Source organism: Paenibacillus sp. OSY-SE, from assembly GCF_000283315.1.
Classification (GTDB): Bacteria; Bacillota; Bacilli; order Paenibacillales; family Paenibacillaceae; genus Paenibacillus_B; species Paenibacillus_B profundus.
Genome location: NZ_ALKF01000193.1, coordinates 1 through 16,625 on the forward strand (window position 1 = coordinate 1; position 16,625 = coordinate 16,625).

Sequence of the window (16,625 nt, forward strand, 5' to 3'; positions counted from 1 at the left end):
TATGCCGATAAAAACTCTACTTACTACCGTTCTTTAAGAGCTGAGATGTTGTCTTTAGAAGCTAAGATGTTGCAACAAAAGAAACGGCCTTCTCAATAAAAGGGAGGTCGTATTTATTTATCAAGCGTAGTTATCCTAGGTTCACCTCTAACTTCAAAACCATGCTCATTTTCCGATATATAGTACAATAGAACTATTCACTATATAATTGGAGGTTAACGTTTCAATGAAAAAAATAATGATATTAATTACGGGCATTTTTATAGGTGTCGCCTTATCTGCTGGAACTGTTGTGGGAGCAACTACATACCTAAAAGCAACTCAATCGGATGTGAAGCTTGTTGTGAATGACACGGAAGCGAAATTATCCAATCCTCCAGTTCATGTGAATGGGAAACTGTATCTTCCCGTTAGAGATACCGCAAATGCTTTGGGTTATTCTGTACAGTCTGTAACCCGTTCAACGGTTACGCTTAAGGAAGGCATTAGCCAAAACACCTCTGCTCAGACTAATGAGTCGAAAACAAAAACGAATAGCGAGAAAAAGGAAAATCAAATGGTGAAGAACTTGAAAGAAACTTATTCTTCTGACGGCAAACTGGACGGAGCCAAGATTAAAGCAGCTTTAGAAAACGGCTCGCTTGATGTGAATGCTCAAGATACTGACACAGGAAATACTCTCTTAATGCTAGCTATTTTGGAGAGTAATTATGGCGCATATAAAGAGTTTAAGCGCAATGATCTTGATCCCAATATTCAAAACAGAGACAAACAAACGGCATTACATTTAACCACAATAAAAGAAAACTCTTTTTTCAGAGGAGAACTGTTGGAGGAATTAAAGGCCGATGCTTCAATAAAGGACGCATCGGGTAAACAAGCTATCGACTACACTGAAAAGGAGACAAGTGATTATTATCGTTTGTATTTGTATATGAATAAATAATATCTATCATTCCTTAATATCATTTATATTAAGATATGAAGTCATTTAAGTCACTCTTCACTGGAGTGGCTTTTTCATTTTGAAAAAATACCGACTGCAGGAGGTGAAAATATAATATGGCTGCAATTGCTCTTCATGGGCATCGTACCGATCAATCGACTAAATCTGGACATGTTACTTATGATATCTATCGATATGAAGACGACCCGCGAGACGGATGGTATTATAGCAGTTCTGGAAGTACGGGAGCATTGATTACGGGAACCATAAGTTCGTCTTCCGGTTCCGTGTTTGTGAATGGAACACCGATTTGTACCGTTGGGGATGCCGTCAATGAAACTTGGGTGGCCTCCCCTTCTGTCCCTTCTAATTCAAGCTATACGGAATATAGACATGTCACTCCCGGAACTTCTGGCAGCGGGCAAGGCGAAATTACGGAAGGCAATGCTGCCAATGTCTATATGAATGGAAAATTGATAGCTGTGCAAGGCTCCACAGTAACAACGCACCTTGGAACTACCACTAAAATAAATGGAGGGAACAGCACTGTCATGATAGGCAGTTCATAAGGAGGTTTTCTTTATTTCAATGCGTGAACGCTCGCAACTTTTATTTGCAGGAAACAAAGATCATCAGATGAAGGAGGTGATAATATGCCAGAGATAAAAACGTGCTTGGAACTGAATGATCCCGTCACGACGATATGGCGCAGCGGCACCCCGGACGATCCTTACAAAGACCGGATGGACTCCCTGCCCATCATTAACAACCAAATGACTTTGCTGGAGATCCCGTCACACGGGCACAAAGTCATGATTGAGGGCTTTACCGAAATCGACCAAGAGCGGTTCACGAATCGAAGCGCGCTCGCGCCTGACGAATTTCTCGTCAACTACGCCAACGGCATCGTGCAATTCCATCCTGCCCACGAAGGGACAACGTTGCTGTGCAAGTATAAAGGGAAAGGGCTCATCCTCTACCCCGCTTCACGCATCTATGCCATGGTCAGCCACAGCCCCGACGTCGTGCAGACCCTTCAGGATATCATCGACGAGATGCTCCGCCGCTTGCAGGAGACCAATACGGCGATTGTCGACTTGAAGCAAGTAATCAAGAACGCTGAGGAAGCCACTCATGCTGCCAACATGGCGTCCGATAATGCGAATCAGGCTGCTGATGACGCAAAGCTGGCCACCGAGAAGGCCTTGCATGCCTATAACACGACGACGCTTGTATTTAAGCCTCCGATAGCGGATATGAAGGAACTAACGAATACATACCCATATCCACAAGTTGGCTGGACGGTTCAAACCTATAAAGACGGCATGAGATACCGCTTTGACGGCAAGAGCTGGATTCCGATTGATATTTTCGGCCAAAACATTCAAGTCGTAGGCGAACATGCGGATGGGCTAATGTCGGTCGCCGAACATGTGAAGCTGAAAACCATCCCTCTGGATGTGAAAGACCGCGTTATCGTATTTTGCTTGCCTTCCTACCTCTTTCAAGGCGTGCAAAGTGTCATCGCCAAATTCCCTTTTCAGGGCGAGATTGTGTCTGTCGAGGCGATTTGCGGCGTTCCCGGCGATTCCGACACGGAAATACAAATTGAGAAAACAGCCGATTTAGTGAAATGGAGCAGCATTTTGTCGCACAACATCCACTTTAAACCGCATGAGTTTTTTGATGACCGGACGTCGACAGTAAGCAGCAGCAACGTCAATGCGGGCGATATGTTCCGGCTGAACGTAGTCAAGCAAGGCGGGAACATGCAAAATGTGACGGTCGAAATGGTCGTGCGCATCTAATCTGGGGACGCCAATCGGCAATAAGGAGGGAAAAAATGAACAAGCAAGGTACGCAAGTATGGGGATCGGCATCGCTTCAAGCACAGCCCATCGTCATTGATAAAAATAATAACCGTTTATCCTTTAAAGTGGATGCAACCGAATATGAAGTCGCCATTCCTGAAGGCACCTATGTGACCAAGAAGGAGTACTTCACTTCCAATCTGATCGTTCCATTGAATGGAGCATTGGAGAATGCAGGCGCACCTGTCGTCGCCAAGCTGGGCGGAGTCCATATGGACAAGCACATGAACGTGCTTGTGCTCGAACATCACGACTCCTCTGCCCCGCATACTATCGATTCGTTCGGCGGAAGCGCCAAGGAACTCGTGTGGGGGAACACAGAGCATACAACCGATCAATACGGCAGCGAATGAACAATGTAAGCAATGTACAAATTTATGCGCTATTTATTTATAAAAACAAAAAATGAAAAGAGGAATTTATATGACACAACCTATTATTTCTTGGCTTAACAGCACGCATTCGGCAGAGGTAACTGCCCCCTATGACTTCGGTGTTATCGATGCCGGAGATTCGAGCCCGCTTGTTACATTTAATATTTGGAACAATAAAAATGGTAAAACGGACGTTTCTAAAATGGAGGATTGCACCATCACAACGCGTGAAATGGAAGGCGGTCTAGAGACACAAGTTGTAAGTGGCAACTGGTTTCACGCGCAAGTAGATTCTTTGGGTGAAACAGATATTGCAGATCCCTCTTCTCTTATCGGCAAAACCCTCTCCAAGCCTATTGGCACGACCGGGAGCACAACCAAGGACCATTCCGGAAAAGAACTGACGACGCCGCTGACTCCGGCTGCACAGGAAATACTCGGCGTTAATAATAATGGCAATCCGCTGGATGCGGCAGGCAACTATGTCACCTTCTCGCTGCAGGCAGAAATACCAATGGATGCTTCGAGCGGAAGACAAGACTTCAAAATTCGCGTTTCGTACCGCTACGTGTAACGAACGCTTCCTTTCAAGGCGAGGCTGACCGCAGTCTCGCCTTTTTTCATGCTCACAATACAATGGGAGGTTTACTATGATTTTTCATAACCGATACAATCGTTCGCCGGTTCCCCATCAGAGCTTCATCTGGATTGCGGAATATTATGACGGCACCTATTTGTCCGAATATGACTTCGATACTAAAAAAGCGAACAGCTTTTATCACATAGATAAACACAAATTAACGAGATTCGGCTTAATCGGCCACGGCTCACAAGTATACTTCGATGTTGGCAACGGAGTTTTTACAATGAATGACCATCGGCTCATGGTATCTTACCAGACCAAACAGCATGAGTATCCCCTGACCGGAAGAGCCTTTCTATATAACGACATCATCACCTACAAAGACGCTGTATCCGATGTGAATTTACTGTTGGCTGGCGCTAAGCAAGGACGCTTTAGCGATAAAATTGTGCAATATAATGTGGGCTACAAAAAAAACATGGCCCTGCTGGATGTCAACATTAACTTCCAGTGCCTGTTGTCTATCCCCTACAACGAAGCTTCTTTTCTGGCCATTAAAATTACTTCCGATACAGATCTTGATGGAAAACTGATTATACGCCGCAACGGATTAATTGTGGATGAGATTCATGCTCCGCTCAAAGCGCAGCATGCAGGAATGATGAATTGGGAAATTAGATAGCGAGGTGACATGGCAATGGCTACACAAGAGATAGGCTTACCTATTAAGTTCGAAACCGGAACGTTCAACAATACAATCATCAAAGATGGAAAGCTGCAATTGGCTGAAATCAAAAAAGACGACAAAAGCAACATCGCCTATGCCCCTTTTGGCTCTTGGGAATCGCAGCTTATTCTCATCCAAGACAAAATCACTTCCTTCAAACGGATCGCTAAAAATATTGAAGTGAAAGGCGATGCAACCTATAAAATCTATACCAAATCCTCAGAGGATGGCACGACATGGACGGAATACATAGAAATCGATAATGCCGATGGCAGTATCCACTCCCCTGCCGCCAAATACGCAAAAGTAAAAGTCGAGATCATTCCCCCACTTGTGGGCGCAACCTTTACAGTGGATGAGTTTACGGTTACAGCGAAATATAGCAATGAATTCGTAAATTCGGACAACGGCGTGCTGGAGTTGAAAAAGAATTATCGATATAAGTATGTGAAGGATGAATCGTGGAAAGATGAAGGTGTGGTTCTGAGGAAGAAGATTCCGAATAGTAAAATGAAAAAGATTGATTCGTTACAAGTGGAGGTGTAGTTATGCCAGTTCCAGCGACAAGAGGAGTTTTAAGAACAACAATTAAGGATATGAAAATTGGTGATTATATTAGTTGCTATTGGTTTTGGGGTGATAATAATTTAACTGGTGGCATGAAAAATATGTCTTTAAACCAGTCTGGGCCGGAATTATCGATTGAAAATCCAACTGCAAGCGGAAATTTCTATTTTATCAAAGCAGACAAAGGGTTATTGATTGCTGATAGAGTAACTCAGGTTTCCATAGCATGGACTACAATAAATCAAAATAAATGTATAGAGGGTTTACAAAAAATATTTCGCAATGGTTGGGATGGCGTAAGTGATATCTCAGGAGTTATTCGTTCTCTTACTGGCGGAGTCGCTTATGCAGATGAATATGGGAATAAAATAATTCCAAATATAAATGAACCAAAACCTCCTTATGGCGCATTCCCAACGAATAATGAATATGACACATATATAAGATTATCTAATTTGAACGGAAAAATAACACCTAATGATATTCATGTGTGGAACCATGGTGGACTTTTCTTTTGGTGTCAAGATACACCTAATAATGGAATCAACTCACAGCATACTGGAGTCCTTTCTAACTATCGAATTACACGAGGAAGGATCAGTGTCAGTAGTAGTTTTTATTCAGAACTAAATTATAATGAGGCTGCTCGTTCATTTGAAGCTGTTGGTTTTCGTCCAGTATTTGAATATAAAGAATAGAAAGAAGGTGATTAAGAGTGATAGAAGAGGTTAAAAGTATTGGACGATTGAAAGTTGGGAAAAAGATACGTTGTCACTATAAAGCACTTAATAATACCTATGGCACGCTTTCAGGACTAGGAAAAGAAACATCAGATTTCATTTCACCTATAACATCATCTGCAACGCCAGATGGTGATTTTTATTTTATTTGTGTTGACAAGGATCAGCTTGGAAGATGGAAATTAATCGCTGACAGAAACATACAACATTCTATTTCATGGGATACATTAAATAGTGCTGGAGTAGCTAGTGGCAGTGGGTTGCCGATTGAATTGAATTATGAGAATATCGCCTTAAAAAAACATGTCGAAGCTGACACTAACCACTTTCAAAACTTTGTAGTATCTAAAGTGGTTGATGGCAATGATAGCCACACTGACGGTTTTTTGCAATCTGATGGGGATAAAGGAAAAATAACAAGAATAATTATTGATTTGGGGAAAGAAGAAAAGATAGATGGATTAGCGCTAACCAATTTATTGTACTCATCTGGTTATCGTTGTAAAAGATTTGAATTTAGCTGGTCAAACGATAACACGAACTGGAATATTATTATAAGTGATTCATTGCCAGATAATGGCCTAAAACATTTTTTCAAAACAAAGGCAGGTGCTAGATATTTCTCAATTTTAATCAAAGATAATTATCTTGGTTCTGGTTGGTCATCAGGGATTGGAGAAATTGAGCTTATTAGGACAAATCATCAGTTGACATCGACTCTTCGGCTCCTAACAGGTGGTATTAATGCCAATGATAAAGATAATGAATGGGATAAATACGTTGTGGATGATAACTTGAATGGTGTAATCACGTCCGGAGATGATAACGTCTGGCATTGGAAATCTTCCACAGCATCATGGACAAGTTCCACTCAAACTGTTGTTAGCAGAAGAGTAAGAAGAGGAGAAGAATCTGGCCAACCAGTAGGATATTATAGTGATAATGCAATTTTGTCAGAAACATTTGAGGCGCGTGTTGGCAACGGTTTTCGACCAGTATTACTTGTTGCTCCTTCATCAACAACATCTTTTATACACCACTATAACAAATATAAAACTTACGACAATGCATGGAAAACAATTTCAACAACTTTACCTTCAAAAGACACTTTTATGAATGATGGTATTAGTGATTTATCTACTCTGGATAGAAAAGAACAAATTGTTACTCTTCCTATGACATCCACTGTATTAGGTGAAGGTAAATTGTTTAAGGCAAAGGTTGATTACAAAAAATACTTTGATATTAACCGTATTAATGTGAAGTAGGACTGAATTGGTTCTACTTCTTTTTATATTGAATAACGATTTTATTTAGATGGGATGGTGAGGAAAGTGGCTAAGTTCGGAGATGTTTTACTTCAACCAGAATCAGGTTGGAAAAGGTATGATGATTCTGAACCAATAATCCTTTATGAAGGAGATGGGTGGGAACGATATTCGAATGGTGCGTACTACAATGGAGCCCGCCAAGCATGTTCTCGAACATCTATCAAACCAAAAATTAAGTTTAACTTTATTGGGAGTAAATTAATATTAATTAGTTCTCTGTATCTTTCTTATTCAAACAAAATTGAGATTAAAATTGACGAAAAAATATATGAGGCTAGTCAAGTCAGTAATAGCACTTATAATCAAGCAGTCTTTTTTATCATAGAAGGACTAAAATTCAAAGAACACTCAGTCGAAATAACAAAAATCAATCAAGGTGGATGGGAGAGTGACTTTAATCTTGATGCCATTGATATTGATGAAAGTGGGCAACTGAAACCGTATGCCCCTAGAGAACACAAGTATCTAATTCATTTAAATAGTGGGCAATACCTCTCACTTGAAAATCAAATGGCTACTGCAACTGCCATTCCTCAAATGACTTCAAATACAACACCATCTGGACGAGCATTTGCAAAAGACATCTACTCAGCTCCGTATGATGCTTGGAAAGCATTTAATCAAACCGATGATAATGATGGATATTGCTCCCAAAATGGTAGTGCTGGAGTTGGTTTTCTAGGATATGAATTTACTCATGACATTCCTATTTTTAAATATACATTACGAAGCATGAATTCATCTGCTGCCCTTCATACTATGCCAAAAGATTGGACTTTTGAAGGAAGTTTTAATGGAGATAAGTGGTTTGTTTTAGATACACAGAAAAATCAAACTTGGACTGCTACAAACACAGACAAAGATTACTACATCACCAATCCGAAATCTTATAAAATGTATCGTTTGAATTGGACTGCCAACAATGGATATACAGGATATACAGGCATCAATGAATTAAAGATGTATATTGGTAGTAATTCAGTAACACATGTTCCAACATTAAATGAAAAATACTTTATAGCATATGGGATGGACAAAATAACACAAGAATCGCTTAAAAGTAATTATGATCAGGTACAGTTAATCTCTAATAGAGAAAGAAAATTAATGAAAGGAAAAACATTCGAGCATGAGATTGATTTGAAGAAATATGAAGTGAATAGAGTCTTATTTCGAAATTAAGAAAGAATAAATCTCAAAAAAATGAGGTGAACTATTATATGGCAAATAAATTCTTACTAAAAAAAACAAACAACCAGAAATGCCACTCAATAATTAATGAGAAGTATATAGAGGTTGGCGACCAAACAGTTGAAGGCGATTTTAACAATTACGGCATGAATAGTAATATTTACATTGATTTGAATAAAGAACTCATTAACAGAAGTTTTGTAGTCAAAAATCCTGTTATTTATGAGAAAGGAAGAGTATTTAGACTTCGTGTTGATGGTTCTATGATAAAAAATATGGAAGACAGCAACTCAGAGGGGAAGGTTGATGTCACTCCTATATTAAATTCATTTTCTAATGGAGAGGTTACTGTAAGTGCTAGTAGTACTGCCTCAGGATATCCGGTTTATAATGCATTCAATGACTCATCAAAGTATTGGAAGGCAAACAGTGTTAACACATCAATAACGATGATTTTTAAAAAACCTATAGTGCTTACAAGATATAGTATTAGTAAATATTACAATGGGCCTGGCCCCAATTATTCATCCTTTGCTGGATCGAATGACGGGAGAACATGGACAACGTTTGTAAATAAAACATCATTATCTTCAAATTTTAATAACAACACAGCCTATACACATTATAGGTTTAGCTTAAGCGGTCACACAAATGCCAGTGAAAATTATCATACAGTTAATAGAATATATATTTATAGAAGATTTTATCAAAAACTATTGATTTTTCAAGATAGCCAATATAAGTTTTACGACAACATTAATAATGAATGGGGAATAATTGGTAACACATGTGAGGAGGCGGACTTTTTAAATCATGGCACTCTTCCATCTTCTATTCCAGAAGAAGCATGGTCTAAAATATCAGGTGAAGTTGAACTACTTTATTACAGAGAAGAAGATGTTTCTGAAATGGTTTTTTCAATTGAAACGGAACCTTTTACCCTTGCTGAAGAGCTTGGAGGTCAAACCATTAAAGTAATCGAATATACTGATAATCCTGCACAACATGAATCCACCATTACATTAGAAACTGAACCATTTACGTTTTATGATAAAATTGGCGATAGCTTCGATGTTCTATATTACACCGATAATCCAGATAAGACGGAAGCTGAGCTAGAGATAAATCATAACTATTCCCCATGGGATGAACTTGATGGTGATTTTGAATTAGTGACATGGACAATGGAAGAAGAAACGGAAGTGCAAGAAGAGTTGGATTCATCGTTTAAAGAAGCGATTGATGGTGGTAACTTGTATACTGCTTCAATCAAAGAAGATGCAATAAAGGCGACTGGTGGATGACGTGCCAGTTGCCTTTTATTTGTTAAATAAGGAGTGATATTAAATGAGCTATAGAGATAAGGCTAGCTACGATAATTTGGGAGGGAAAGGCAATAGAAGAAACATTATTGAAGTTACGACTGATTTAGAAATTGAATCAGGAAATATTAGTGATTTGATAGATGGACAAAATATAAATACTTTAAAGTTTAAGAATCAAATCATTGCAGACAAAGTAATTCTTTTTGATTTTAAACGTCCAGTGCTTATAACTCATATTAAAGGATTTTCCGTTGGAACAGTTGGTGTTGATAACGGAACGTTTCGGGTAGAAGTAAGTAATGATGGGGTGATGTGGAATGATGTAGGATTTTTTTATAACTCATCAAATATTGGACTTGAAGCAAGGTTATATGGTGGACATGACTTTTTTAGGTATTACAGATTAAAGGGAGCGAATAGTCAAAGTAAGCTAATAACTCCGCAATTTCAAGAACTTGAATTCAATATTGTTTCTAAGCCAAACAGAAGCCTATTCTTGTTCTCTGACGGAAATTATTATAGTGCTTATTTAGGAAATAAGAGTCTTGTGCCACGTATGACTTCAAATACAACACCTCGGGGAGTAGCCTTTAGTGAGGATGTCTTACAAGATTTCTATGTGTATGATTCATATAAGGCATTTGATGGCGGATCGAGAAATTTTTCTGATGCTAACACTATCCAATACAGCATTTATCAGTCAGGTAAAACGTATGGTTATGTAGGTTATGAATTTTCTGAACCTAAAAAAGTCATTAAGTACTCTGTAACAGGTAACCCAAGCTCTTTAGATAAAAGAAACCCATCTACTTGGTATCTTGAAGGGTCGAATGATGGTGCAAACTGGATTTCTCTTGATTATCAAAACTGGACAACATTCACAGGGAGTTTTAGAGTTATTGAATGCAAAATAGCTGAACAGAAAATATCTGAATATAAGTTTTATCGTTTAAGATGGACAAAAAATAATGGTGATGCTTGGACTGGTATATCGGAAATTCAATTGTTTGGAGATTCATATATTTTCCCAATAGGAGACACTTTAGCAGAGAACATGTTTGATGAATTCGGGTTGGATACATTAGATGATATCCCCGACGAACTTTGGGCTTCGCTAAAAGATATTTCACCTGAGTTTGAAATCGTAACGCTAGTTCCACCATTGGGTGAAAAGCCAAAACTGAAAAAACATATAAAAGACATACCTTTAAGCATTGACATGGATGCCTTGCCTATTGAACAGCTTACCGTGCAGCCATCCGATTTTGACTTGCACGGCAGTCTGCTCTCCATCGTTGCAAATAAACTACCTACCAATACCTATGATGGTATCTGTAAGTTTATCGTATCGTTTGACAATGGCGTTACGTGGGAAGTGTTCAGGAATGGTAAATGGAGAACGGTGAATGCGGCCGATATGGTGAAAGTCCGAGAACAAGGAATGAGCTTCAAAGCTCTTGCCCAAATAAAAGAAAAGCATCTCCTGAATAAAGGCAAACAGATTCGAATTGGCTATTACTTGGACGACAGCATACACCGCGAGGAAGAAGTTAAGCTTGATCATTCGCAGTTAATTGTGAAATCTGCTCTTGATGATGTGAAATTCGAAGACATGACCTTTCATTTACTCAATACGACAGCTACGATTCAGCTTCAACTAACCGGAAACAAGCTGACTGGCGAGCTGGATGACGCAGATAAAGGTAAAGTCCAGTATCGGGTGCTGCTGAACGACAAGCCGTATTATCCAGACAATGGCGAGTTCACGCGCTTGGCTTCATCTCCGTTGGATATCAATCTTTACATTTCCGAAAGAGAGATTCTGTTCAATCAGGAAAACAAGCTGACGGTCGAGTTCCAAGATTACTGGGGGCAGACCGATCAATGGGAAACGACGTTTATCGGCACCTATTCCGGCTTGATGTTCATGGACAAGACCGGAAACTATTACTCGGACACGTTCGGCGGGATATTGAAATACCTGGACTTCGGAATCATCATCGCGGGTCAAACGACCGTGGATCAGAAAGTGATTGTCAAAAATCAGTTGGGATATGAAATCACGAATCTTACACTGGAGGTGGTCAAAGACTCTTTGCCCCAAGGCGTTACTATTGAGTTGTCACGCTCCAATAAGCCATTTATCGCCCAAGATAAGCTGCTCTTCAGCCAGATCTTCCAGCAGGATGATACGGTTGAATTTTACGTCCGTATTGCTACTGTAATAGAAGCCGAGCCAACGGTGAATGGTCAATTTGAAATCCGCGCAAAAGCGGATCGGGTATAATCTCAATACAATGAGATCGGATGTGAATAACATTGAATGAATGTAATGATATAAGCTCCTCCTTCTACGTTAAAAAAGCGGAAAACAAACTAAAAGGCAAGTTTTTTCTCTACGGTTCAGGCAGCGATGATGTAAAATCAACCTTTGTGGTCGCGACCCGAGTTCGGGAAGACCTTGATGCGAGCCTATCTGTAAAAGTCGAGAGAGCGTATGAATTGTCCTCCCGCTTGGAAGTCATGTATCGCGGCAACGGAGATTTGCCTTCCAGCATCCAAGCGATAGCAGCCGAATACTTGCCGGCTTCGCTTGAGGTTAGACCGCATAATCAAATGTTCGGCAAATTCGAATTGTTAGAAGCTCCAAGGATTGAAACAGGGTTCCCTTCGATTGAAGACGCAACGACCCGCAGCCGCACTGACCTGCAGACGATTAACTTCGGCGATACGCAGCAAATGATGATAGGCGCGAATAATGGAGAGTATTTTGATTCTTACGTGAAGTTTGGACGTCTGAAAGAGTTAATGCCTGATTTGCATCTATTAGAAAAGGCAAAATTGAAAATATATTATACCGGATCATTACCGGACGGCACTAACATTGAGCTGCACCAGCCGCATCGATTCTGGGAGGAGCTTGGAGTTACACACGCCAATAAACCCCGCTCCGCTGAGCTCCTGTCAAGTGAATATACAATCAATCGGCAAAAACGTTACATTGAATTCGATGTGCTGGACATCATGAAGCGATGGCAGGCTGGCAGCTTGGTGGATTATGGGGTTCTGATCAAATCTTTTAACGATTACCCCGTTTATTTCTATACTCGGGAATCAAGCAAGCCGCCGCTTTTAGAAGTAAAATATATATCAAATCTGATTTACAGCGTCGGCAGAAGCGCGACTGAAGCAACCATGTTTATTTATGGCGTTGGCAATTCCGAGCGTTCGGCTTCGCTTACCGTGCATAGTGACCGAGGCGAGGATTCCAAAGAGGCTACTATATATATTCATCGGCCAGAAGTGCCTGTGCCTATCGATAAAACGGGAACCATTGCCGTCAGTCGTGCGAACATGATATCCAACATGACAGTTGGCATAAGAAAAGAAGACGTGTTATACGGCAGCATCAGCGTTCCTGATTACGGTGTAGAAGATCTTGATTCAATCGTTCAGATCAACACTCCGGAAAAGCATGCAGTCCTAACAGTCGATCCGAACATCAGTCTGCCAAGTATCATGACGGTAGCCAAGATAGAATGCACGAGTCGCCCCGGCCATATCTATGTATCGGTTCCTCATCTGCATTCGCGTCTCGAAGTTTCCAAATACAGAAGAGCGTCCAATGACTTAGACGCTTCGCTGACCGTACAAAAAGAGAAATACGAAGATCGTAAAGCGTTTTTGACTGTCAATCAACCCGACTTGGGCGGAATTTTTACAGTAAGAGCATATAAAGAAGACGATGTTGCAGGGCGAATTGAGATTCCGCATTACGATGACAAAGAGTCGTTCATCTATGTTTCTAAGCCTAATCTTGCATCTTCCTTGGATGTGAAATATGGGCACTCCTTGAATTCGACGATTTATGTGAAGCATCACGAGTATATGGAGTCGTTCATCGAGATAAAGCCGATTTCTCAGATTCATGCAACAATTGACATTCGACAAGTTGCCGATGCACCTGCACATCTGTCGATAAGCATTCCAGATTTACAGGCTTATTTGTACCCAAGGGTAATCGATAAGGATGATTTACGTGCAATTGCAAGAATCCGGAAGAAAAATGCAACCGACCTTCACGGACGAATAAATGTGAATGGAGTCGCTGGAGCGTATTACTACATCCTGTAATTGATGTATTGAAGTTTAAGTCGTCCCATTATGGGGCGGCTTCTTTTATTTTGAACGAGGAGGATCTTAAATGAATACATTTGATTGGAGTAAATATGGCTTTGTTCGCGTCACCAGTCCATATGGCTGGAGGAACGATCCATTCAACGGGAAGAAAGTATGTCATACCGGCGTGGATGTAGTCAAATTACATCAGGCTCCCATACATGCTTTTGCAGCTGGCGAAGTCGTTCATGCCAGCATGGGTGCTGCAGGAAGCGGCTTTGGCGGCTTCGGCAATGTCGTCGCTATCAAGGATAGCAATGGACATCTACAATGCTATGCTCATCTGGATAGCATTGGTGTCACGGTCGGGCAGATTGTTAAAGAAGGTCAAGAGCTTGGCAAGCAAGGAACGACGGGGCGCTCTACGGGCTCGCATCTGCACTTTGAAGTGCGCAGTAAGGCCTCTCCGAGCTTAGGATTCGGTCATCACATCGATCCGGGGCACTATTTATCAAATTTTTTTTCCGCACACACACAAAGTAAAAATAAAAAAGAATGCAAAACAGTACCCATCCGTCTTAACAATCAAGCGTTCTGTGAAGGATTTCTGGAGGGAAGCATTACGTATGCCCCATTGCGTGCCATCAGCGAGCAATTAGGAGCCCGGGTAACTTGGAACGGCAAGGAAGCAGCAGTCAATGGAACCCGAATATTAGGCGGAAAATTAATCAATGGACGTACGTACATACCTGTTCGAGCCTTTGAAGAAGCCATTCAGGTCAAGGTGGTATGGAACGGTCAAGAGGTTAACATTATGCAGTAAACTGGAAACAGCAAAAACCCCTGCCATCGCGAGAATGGCAGGGGTCAATATTACGCTTCTTCCGTCACTTTTACTTCTTTCATTTTGTCGCCTTGCTTGATTTCATCGACGACATCCATGCCTTCTACAATTTTACCGAACACCGTGTGTACTCCATCCAAGTGAGGGAATGCCGCATACGTAATGTAGAACTGCGAGCCGCCTGTATCTTTGCCGGCATGCGCCATCGCCAGAACGCCGCGTTCATGCTTGTGCGGGTTGCCTTGTGTTTCGCATTTGATCGTGTAGCCAGGACCGCCTGTGCCTGTTCCGCTCGGGCAGCCGCCTTGTGCTACGAAGCCCGAGATGACGCGATGGAATGTTAACCCGTTGTAGAAACCTTCGCTTGCCAGCTTCTCAAAGTTGGCAACTGTGCCCGGCGCCTCTTGATCGTGAAGTAAAACTTTGACGACTCCGCCTTTTTCCATTTCAATCTGTGCGTATTTGCTCATATGTATGAACTCCCTTCAATATGCGTTGTGTTAGAACTACCCTCACGATTATACGATAAATCAGCGTAAAAAGAAAACAGATACGCAAGCACAAACAGACCCCGAGCCCCGCTGCCCAACCATACGCAGCGAAACTCAGGGTACCGTCAATCTTTCCTCGCTTTATTTCAGAACCGCTTGCTTGTTCAGGCGTGCCGGAATGCAATCATTCATGACGATGTCACGATGAGACTCACGGCGTACGACAATGTCGGCTTCGCCGTCTTGAACGAAGACGACAGCGGGACGCGGGATGCGGTTATAGTTGCTCGCCATCGAGTAATTGTACGCTCCAGTGCAGGACACAGCCAACAGATCGCCTTGGTTTACTTTAGGCAAAGCGACGTCCCAAATGAGCATGTCACCGCTCTCGCAGCATTTTCCTGCAATCGAGACCACTTCTGAAGCTTCCTCATTTCCCCGGTTCGCCACCATCGCTTCATAGCGGGATTCATACAATGCCGGACGCGGATTGTCCGTCATACCGCCATCTACCGCCACGTACTTGCGAACGCCTGGAATGTCCTTGACGGACCCGATCGTGTATAATGTCGTTCCCGCTTCACCAATGATGCTTCGGCCCGGCTCTACCCAGATTTCCGGCAGACGATCGCCGATTCCCGCAAAGCAACTCTTCACAGCTTCCGTAATCGAACGCACATATTCGCTTACTGCAAGCGGTGTATCGCCTTCCACATACCGTATGCCGAAGCCTCCGCCCAGATTAACGACTTGGAACGCCACGCCCGCTTCGTCCTTCACTTGACGGGCGAATTGCGCTACGCGCTCCACCGCCAGCTGGAAGCCTTCCGTTTCAAAAATTTGCGAACCGATATGCGAATGAATGCCGAGCAGCTCCAAACCTTCGGCATCCGCAGCCGCTTGCACGGCTTCGAGCGCCGTTCCGTTCCCGATATCGAAGCCGAACTTGGAATCAATCTGACCTGTGGAAATATACTCATGCGTATGTGCCTCTACCCCTGGCGTGACGCGGAGCAGCACGGAGACGGTCTGTTTGCGTTCTTTTGCCATGGCATTGAGCATATGCAGCTCGGTGAAGTTGTCAACGACGTAGCAGCCGATACGGGCATCCAGCGCCATTGCGATCTCGTCTGGCGTCTTGTTGTTGCCGTGGAAATGAATGCGCTCAGCCGGAAATCCGGCTTGCAGCGCCGTGTATAGCTCCCCTTCAGATACGACGTCAAGCGACAAGCCTTCTTCATCCACGATCCGGCACATCGCCATCACACAGAACGCCTTGCTCGCAAAGGCAACCTGAAATTTCAATCCAGAGGCGCGAAACGCCTCCATATACTCCCGGCACCGTTCACGCACGAGATGTTCATCTACTATATATAACGGAGTGCCGAATTGAGCCTTCAATTCAGCAGCATCACAACCGCCGATTTCCAAATGTCCGTTGGCATTGATTTCACTGGTTCCATGTAAGTACATCGTCTTTTCTCCCCATTCCCTAATCTATCCACGCTGTCTGAAT

General features: G+C 42.1%; 16 protein-coding genes. 14 read left to right on the top strand and 2 right to left on the bottom strand.

Going from position 1 to position 16,625, the window contains the following annotated elements; translation table 11 throughout:
* Window positions 1–226 precede the first annotated feature (226 nt).
* From A372_RS0120810 to A372_RS34440, 14 genes are all read left to right on the top strand, one after another.
* A complete protein-coding gene (locus A372_RS0120810; RefSeq protein WP_019422833.1) occupies window positions 227–946 on the top strand; it encodes a stalk domain-containing protein in 720 nt (239 codons plus the stop codon).
* A 116-nt stretch (window positions 947–1,062) separates the two neighbouring features.
* On the top strand, window positions 1,063–1,515 hold the full coding sequence (locus A372_RS37530) for a hypothetical protein (RefSeq protein ID WP_157259635.1): 453 nt from the start codon (window positions 1,063–1,065) through the stop codon (window positions 1,513–1,515).
* Window positions 1,516–1,599: 84 nt separating this feature from the next.
* Window positions 1,600–2,754, top strand: a complete 1,155-nt coding sequence (locus A372_RS0120825) for a hypothetical protein (RefSeq protein ID WP_019422836.1) — start codon at window positions 1,600–1,602, stop codon at window positions 2,752–2,754.
* 35 nt (window positions 2,755–2,789) lie between these two features.
* Window positions 2,790–3,170 carry a hypothetical protein gene (locus A372_RS0120830; protein WP_019422837.1) on the top strand — a complete coding sequence of 127 codons (381 nt, stop codon included), beginning with the start codon at window positions 2,790–2,792 and terminating at the stop codon, window positions 3,168–3,170.
* 70 nt (window positions 3,171–3,240) lie between these two features.
* A complete protein-coding gene (locus A372_RS0120835; protein WP_019422838.1) occupies window positions 3,241–3,765 on the top strand; it encodes a hypothetical protein in 525 nt (174 codons plus the stop codon).
* Window positions 3,766–3,841: 76 nt separating this feature from the next.
* Entirely contained in the window at window positions 3,842–4,456 is a 615-nt protein-coding gene (locus A372_RS0120840; protein ID WP_019422839.1) for a hypothetical protein, read from the top strand.
* A gap of 15 nt (window positions 4,457–4,471) precedes the next feature.
* Entirely contained in the window at window positions 4,472–5,047 is a 576-nt protein-coding gene (locus tag A372_RS0120845) for a hypothetical protein (RefSeq protein WP_019422840.1), read from the top strand.
* Between the two features lie 2 nt (window positions 5,048–5,049).
* Window positions 5,050–5,766 (top strand): hypothetical protein, encoded by a 717-nt coding sequence (locus A372_RS0120850; RefSeq protein WP_019422841.1) that lies wholly within the window; start codon window positions 5,050–5,052, stop codon window positions 5,764–5,766.
* 17 nt (window positions 5,767–5,783) lie between these two features.
* A complete protein-coding gene (locus tag A372_RS0120855; protein WP_019422842.1) occupies window positions 5,784–7,076 on the top strand; it encodes a discoidin domain-containing protein in 1,293 nt (430 codons plus the stop codon).
* A gap of 66 nt (window positions 7,077–7,142) precedes the next feature.
* A complete protein-coding gene (locus A372_RS35570; RefSeq protein WP_019422843.1) occupies window positions 7,143–8,321 on the top strand; it encodes a hypothetical protein in 1,179 nt (392 codons plus the stop codon).
* 38 nt (window positions 8,322–8,359) lie between these two features.
* Window positions 8,360–9,634, top strand: a complete 1,275-nt coding sequence (locus A372_RS0120870) for a discoidin domain-containing protein (protein ID WP_019422844.1) — start codon at window positions 8,360–8,362, stop codon at window positions 9,632–9,634.
* Window positions 9,635–9,677: 43 nt separating this feature from the next.
* The gene (locus A372_RS0120875) at window positions 9,678–11,942 is read left to right on the top strand and encodes a hypothetical protein (RefSeq protein WP_019422845.1); all 2,265 of its coding nucleotides are present in this window, start codon (window positions 9,678–9,680) and stop codon (window positions 11,940–11,942) included.
* Window positions 11,943–11,974: 32 nt separating this feature from the next.
* Window positions 11,975–13,789: a DNRLRE domain-containing protein gene (locus A372_RS0120880; RefSeq protein ID WP_019422846.1), complete on the top strand. Its 1,815-nt coding sequence runs from the start codon at window positions 11,975–11,977 to the stop codon at window positions 13,787–13,789.
* A 70-nt stretch (window positions 13,790–13,859) separates the two neighbouring features.
* Complete coding sequence (locus A372_RS34440; protein WP_019422847.1) at window positions 13,860–14,597, top strand: peptidoglycan DD-metalloendopeptidase family protein; 738 nt, start codon at window positions 13,860–13,862, stop codon at window positions 14,595–14,597.
* A 50-nt stretch (window positions 14,598–14,647) separates the two neighbouring features.
* Here the strand turns inward: A372_RS34440 and A372_RS0120890 are convergent, their stop codons facing one another.
* Window positions 14,648–15,088 (bottom strand): peptidylprolyl isomerase, encoded by a 441-nt coding sequence (locus A372_RS0120890; protein WP_019422848.1) that lies wholly within the window; start codon window positions 15,086–15,088, stop codon window positions 14,648–14,650.
* 162 nt (window positions 15,089–15,250) lie between these two features.
* Window positions 15,251–16,582 carry a diaminopimelate decarboxylase gene (gene lysA, locus A372_RS0120895; protein WP_019422849.1) on the bottom strand — a complete coding sequence of 444 codons (1,332 nt, stop codon included), beginning with the start codon at window positions 16,580–16,582 and terminating at the stop codon, window positions 15,251–15,253.
* Window positions 16,583–16,625: the final 43 nt, after the last annotated feature.

Excerpts from the sequence above, each read along its gene's own strand:
- A372_RS0120835 (WP_019422838.1), top strand. The coding sequence starts at position 3,241 with ATGACACAACCTATTATTTCTTGGCTTAACAGCACGCATTCGGCAGAG.
- A372_RS0120875 (WP_019422845.1), top strand. The coding sequence starts at position 9,678 with ATGAGCTATAGAGATAAGGCTAGCTACGATAATTTGGGAGGGAAAGGC.
- A372_RS34440 (WP_019422847.1), top strand. The coding sequence starts at position 13,860 with ATGAATACATTTGATTGGAGTAAATATGGCTTTGTTCGCGTCACCAGT.
- A372_RS0120825 (WP_019422836.1), top strand. The coding sequence starts at position 1,600 with ATGCCAGAGATAAAAACGTGCTTGGAACTGAATGATCCCGTCACGACG.
- lysA (WP_019422849.1), bottom strand. The coding sequence starts at position 16,582 with ATGTACTTACATGGAACCAGTGAAATCAATGCCAACGGACATTTGGAA.
- A372_RS0120840 (WP_019422839.1), top strand. The coding sequence starts at position 3,842 with ATGATTTTTCATAACCGATACAATCGTTCGCCGGTTCCCCATCAGAGC.
- A372_RS0120850 (WP_019422841.1), top strand. The coding sequence starts at position 5,050 with ATGCCAGTTCCAGCGACAAGAGGAGTTTTAAGAACAACAATTAAGGAT.
- A372_RS0120845 (WP_019422840.1), top strand. The coding sequence starts at position 4,472 with ATGGCTACACAAGAGATAGGCTTACCTATTAAGTTCGAAACCGGAACG.
- A372_RS37530 (WP_157259635.1), top strand. The coding sequence starts at position 1,063 with ATGGCTGCAATTGCTCTTCATGGGCATCGTACCGATCAATCGACTAAA.
- A372_RS0120810 (WP_019422833.1), top strand. The coding sequence starts at position 227 with ATGAAAAAAATAATGATATTAATTACGGGCATTTTTATAGGTGTCGCC.
- A372_RS0120870 (WP_019422844.1), top strand. The coding sequence starts at position 8,360 with ATGGCAAATAAATTCTTACTAAAAAAAACAAACAACCAGAAATGCCAC.
- A372_RS0120830 (WP_019422837.1), top strand. The coding sequence starts at position 2,790 with ATGAACAAGCAAGGTACGCAAGTATGGGGATCGGCATCGCTTCAAGCA.
- A372_RS0120890 (WP_019422848.1), bottom strand. The coding sequence starts at position 15,088 with ATGAGCAAATACGCACAGATTGAAATGGAAAAAGGCGGAGTCGTCAAA.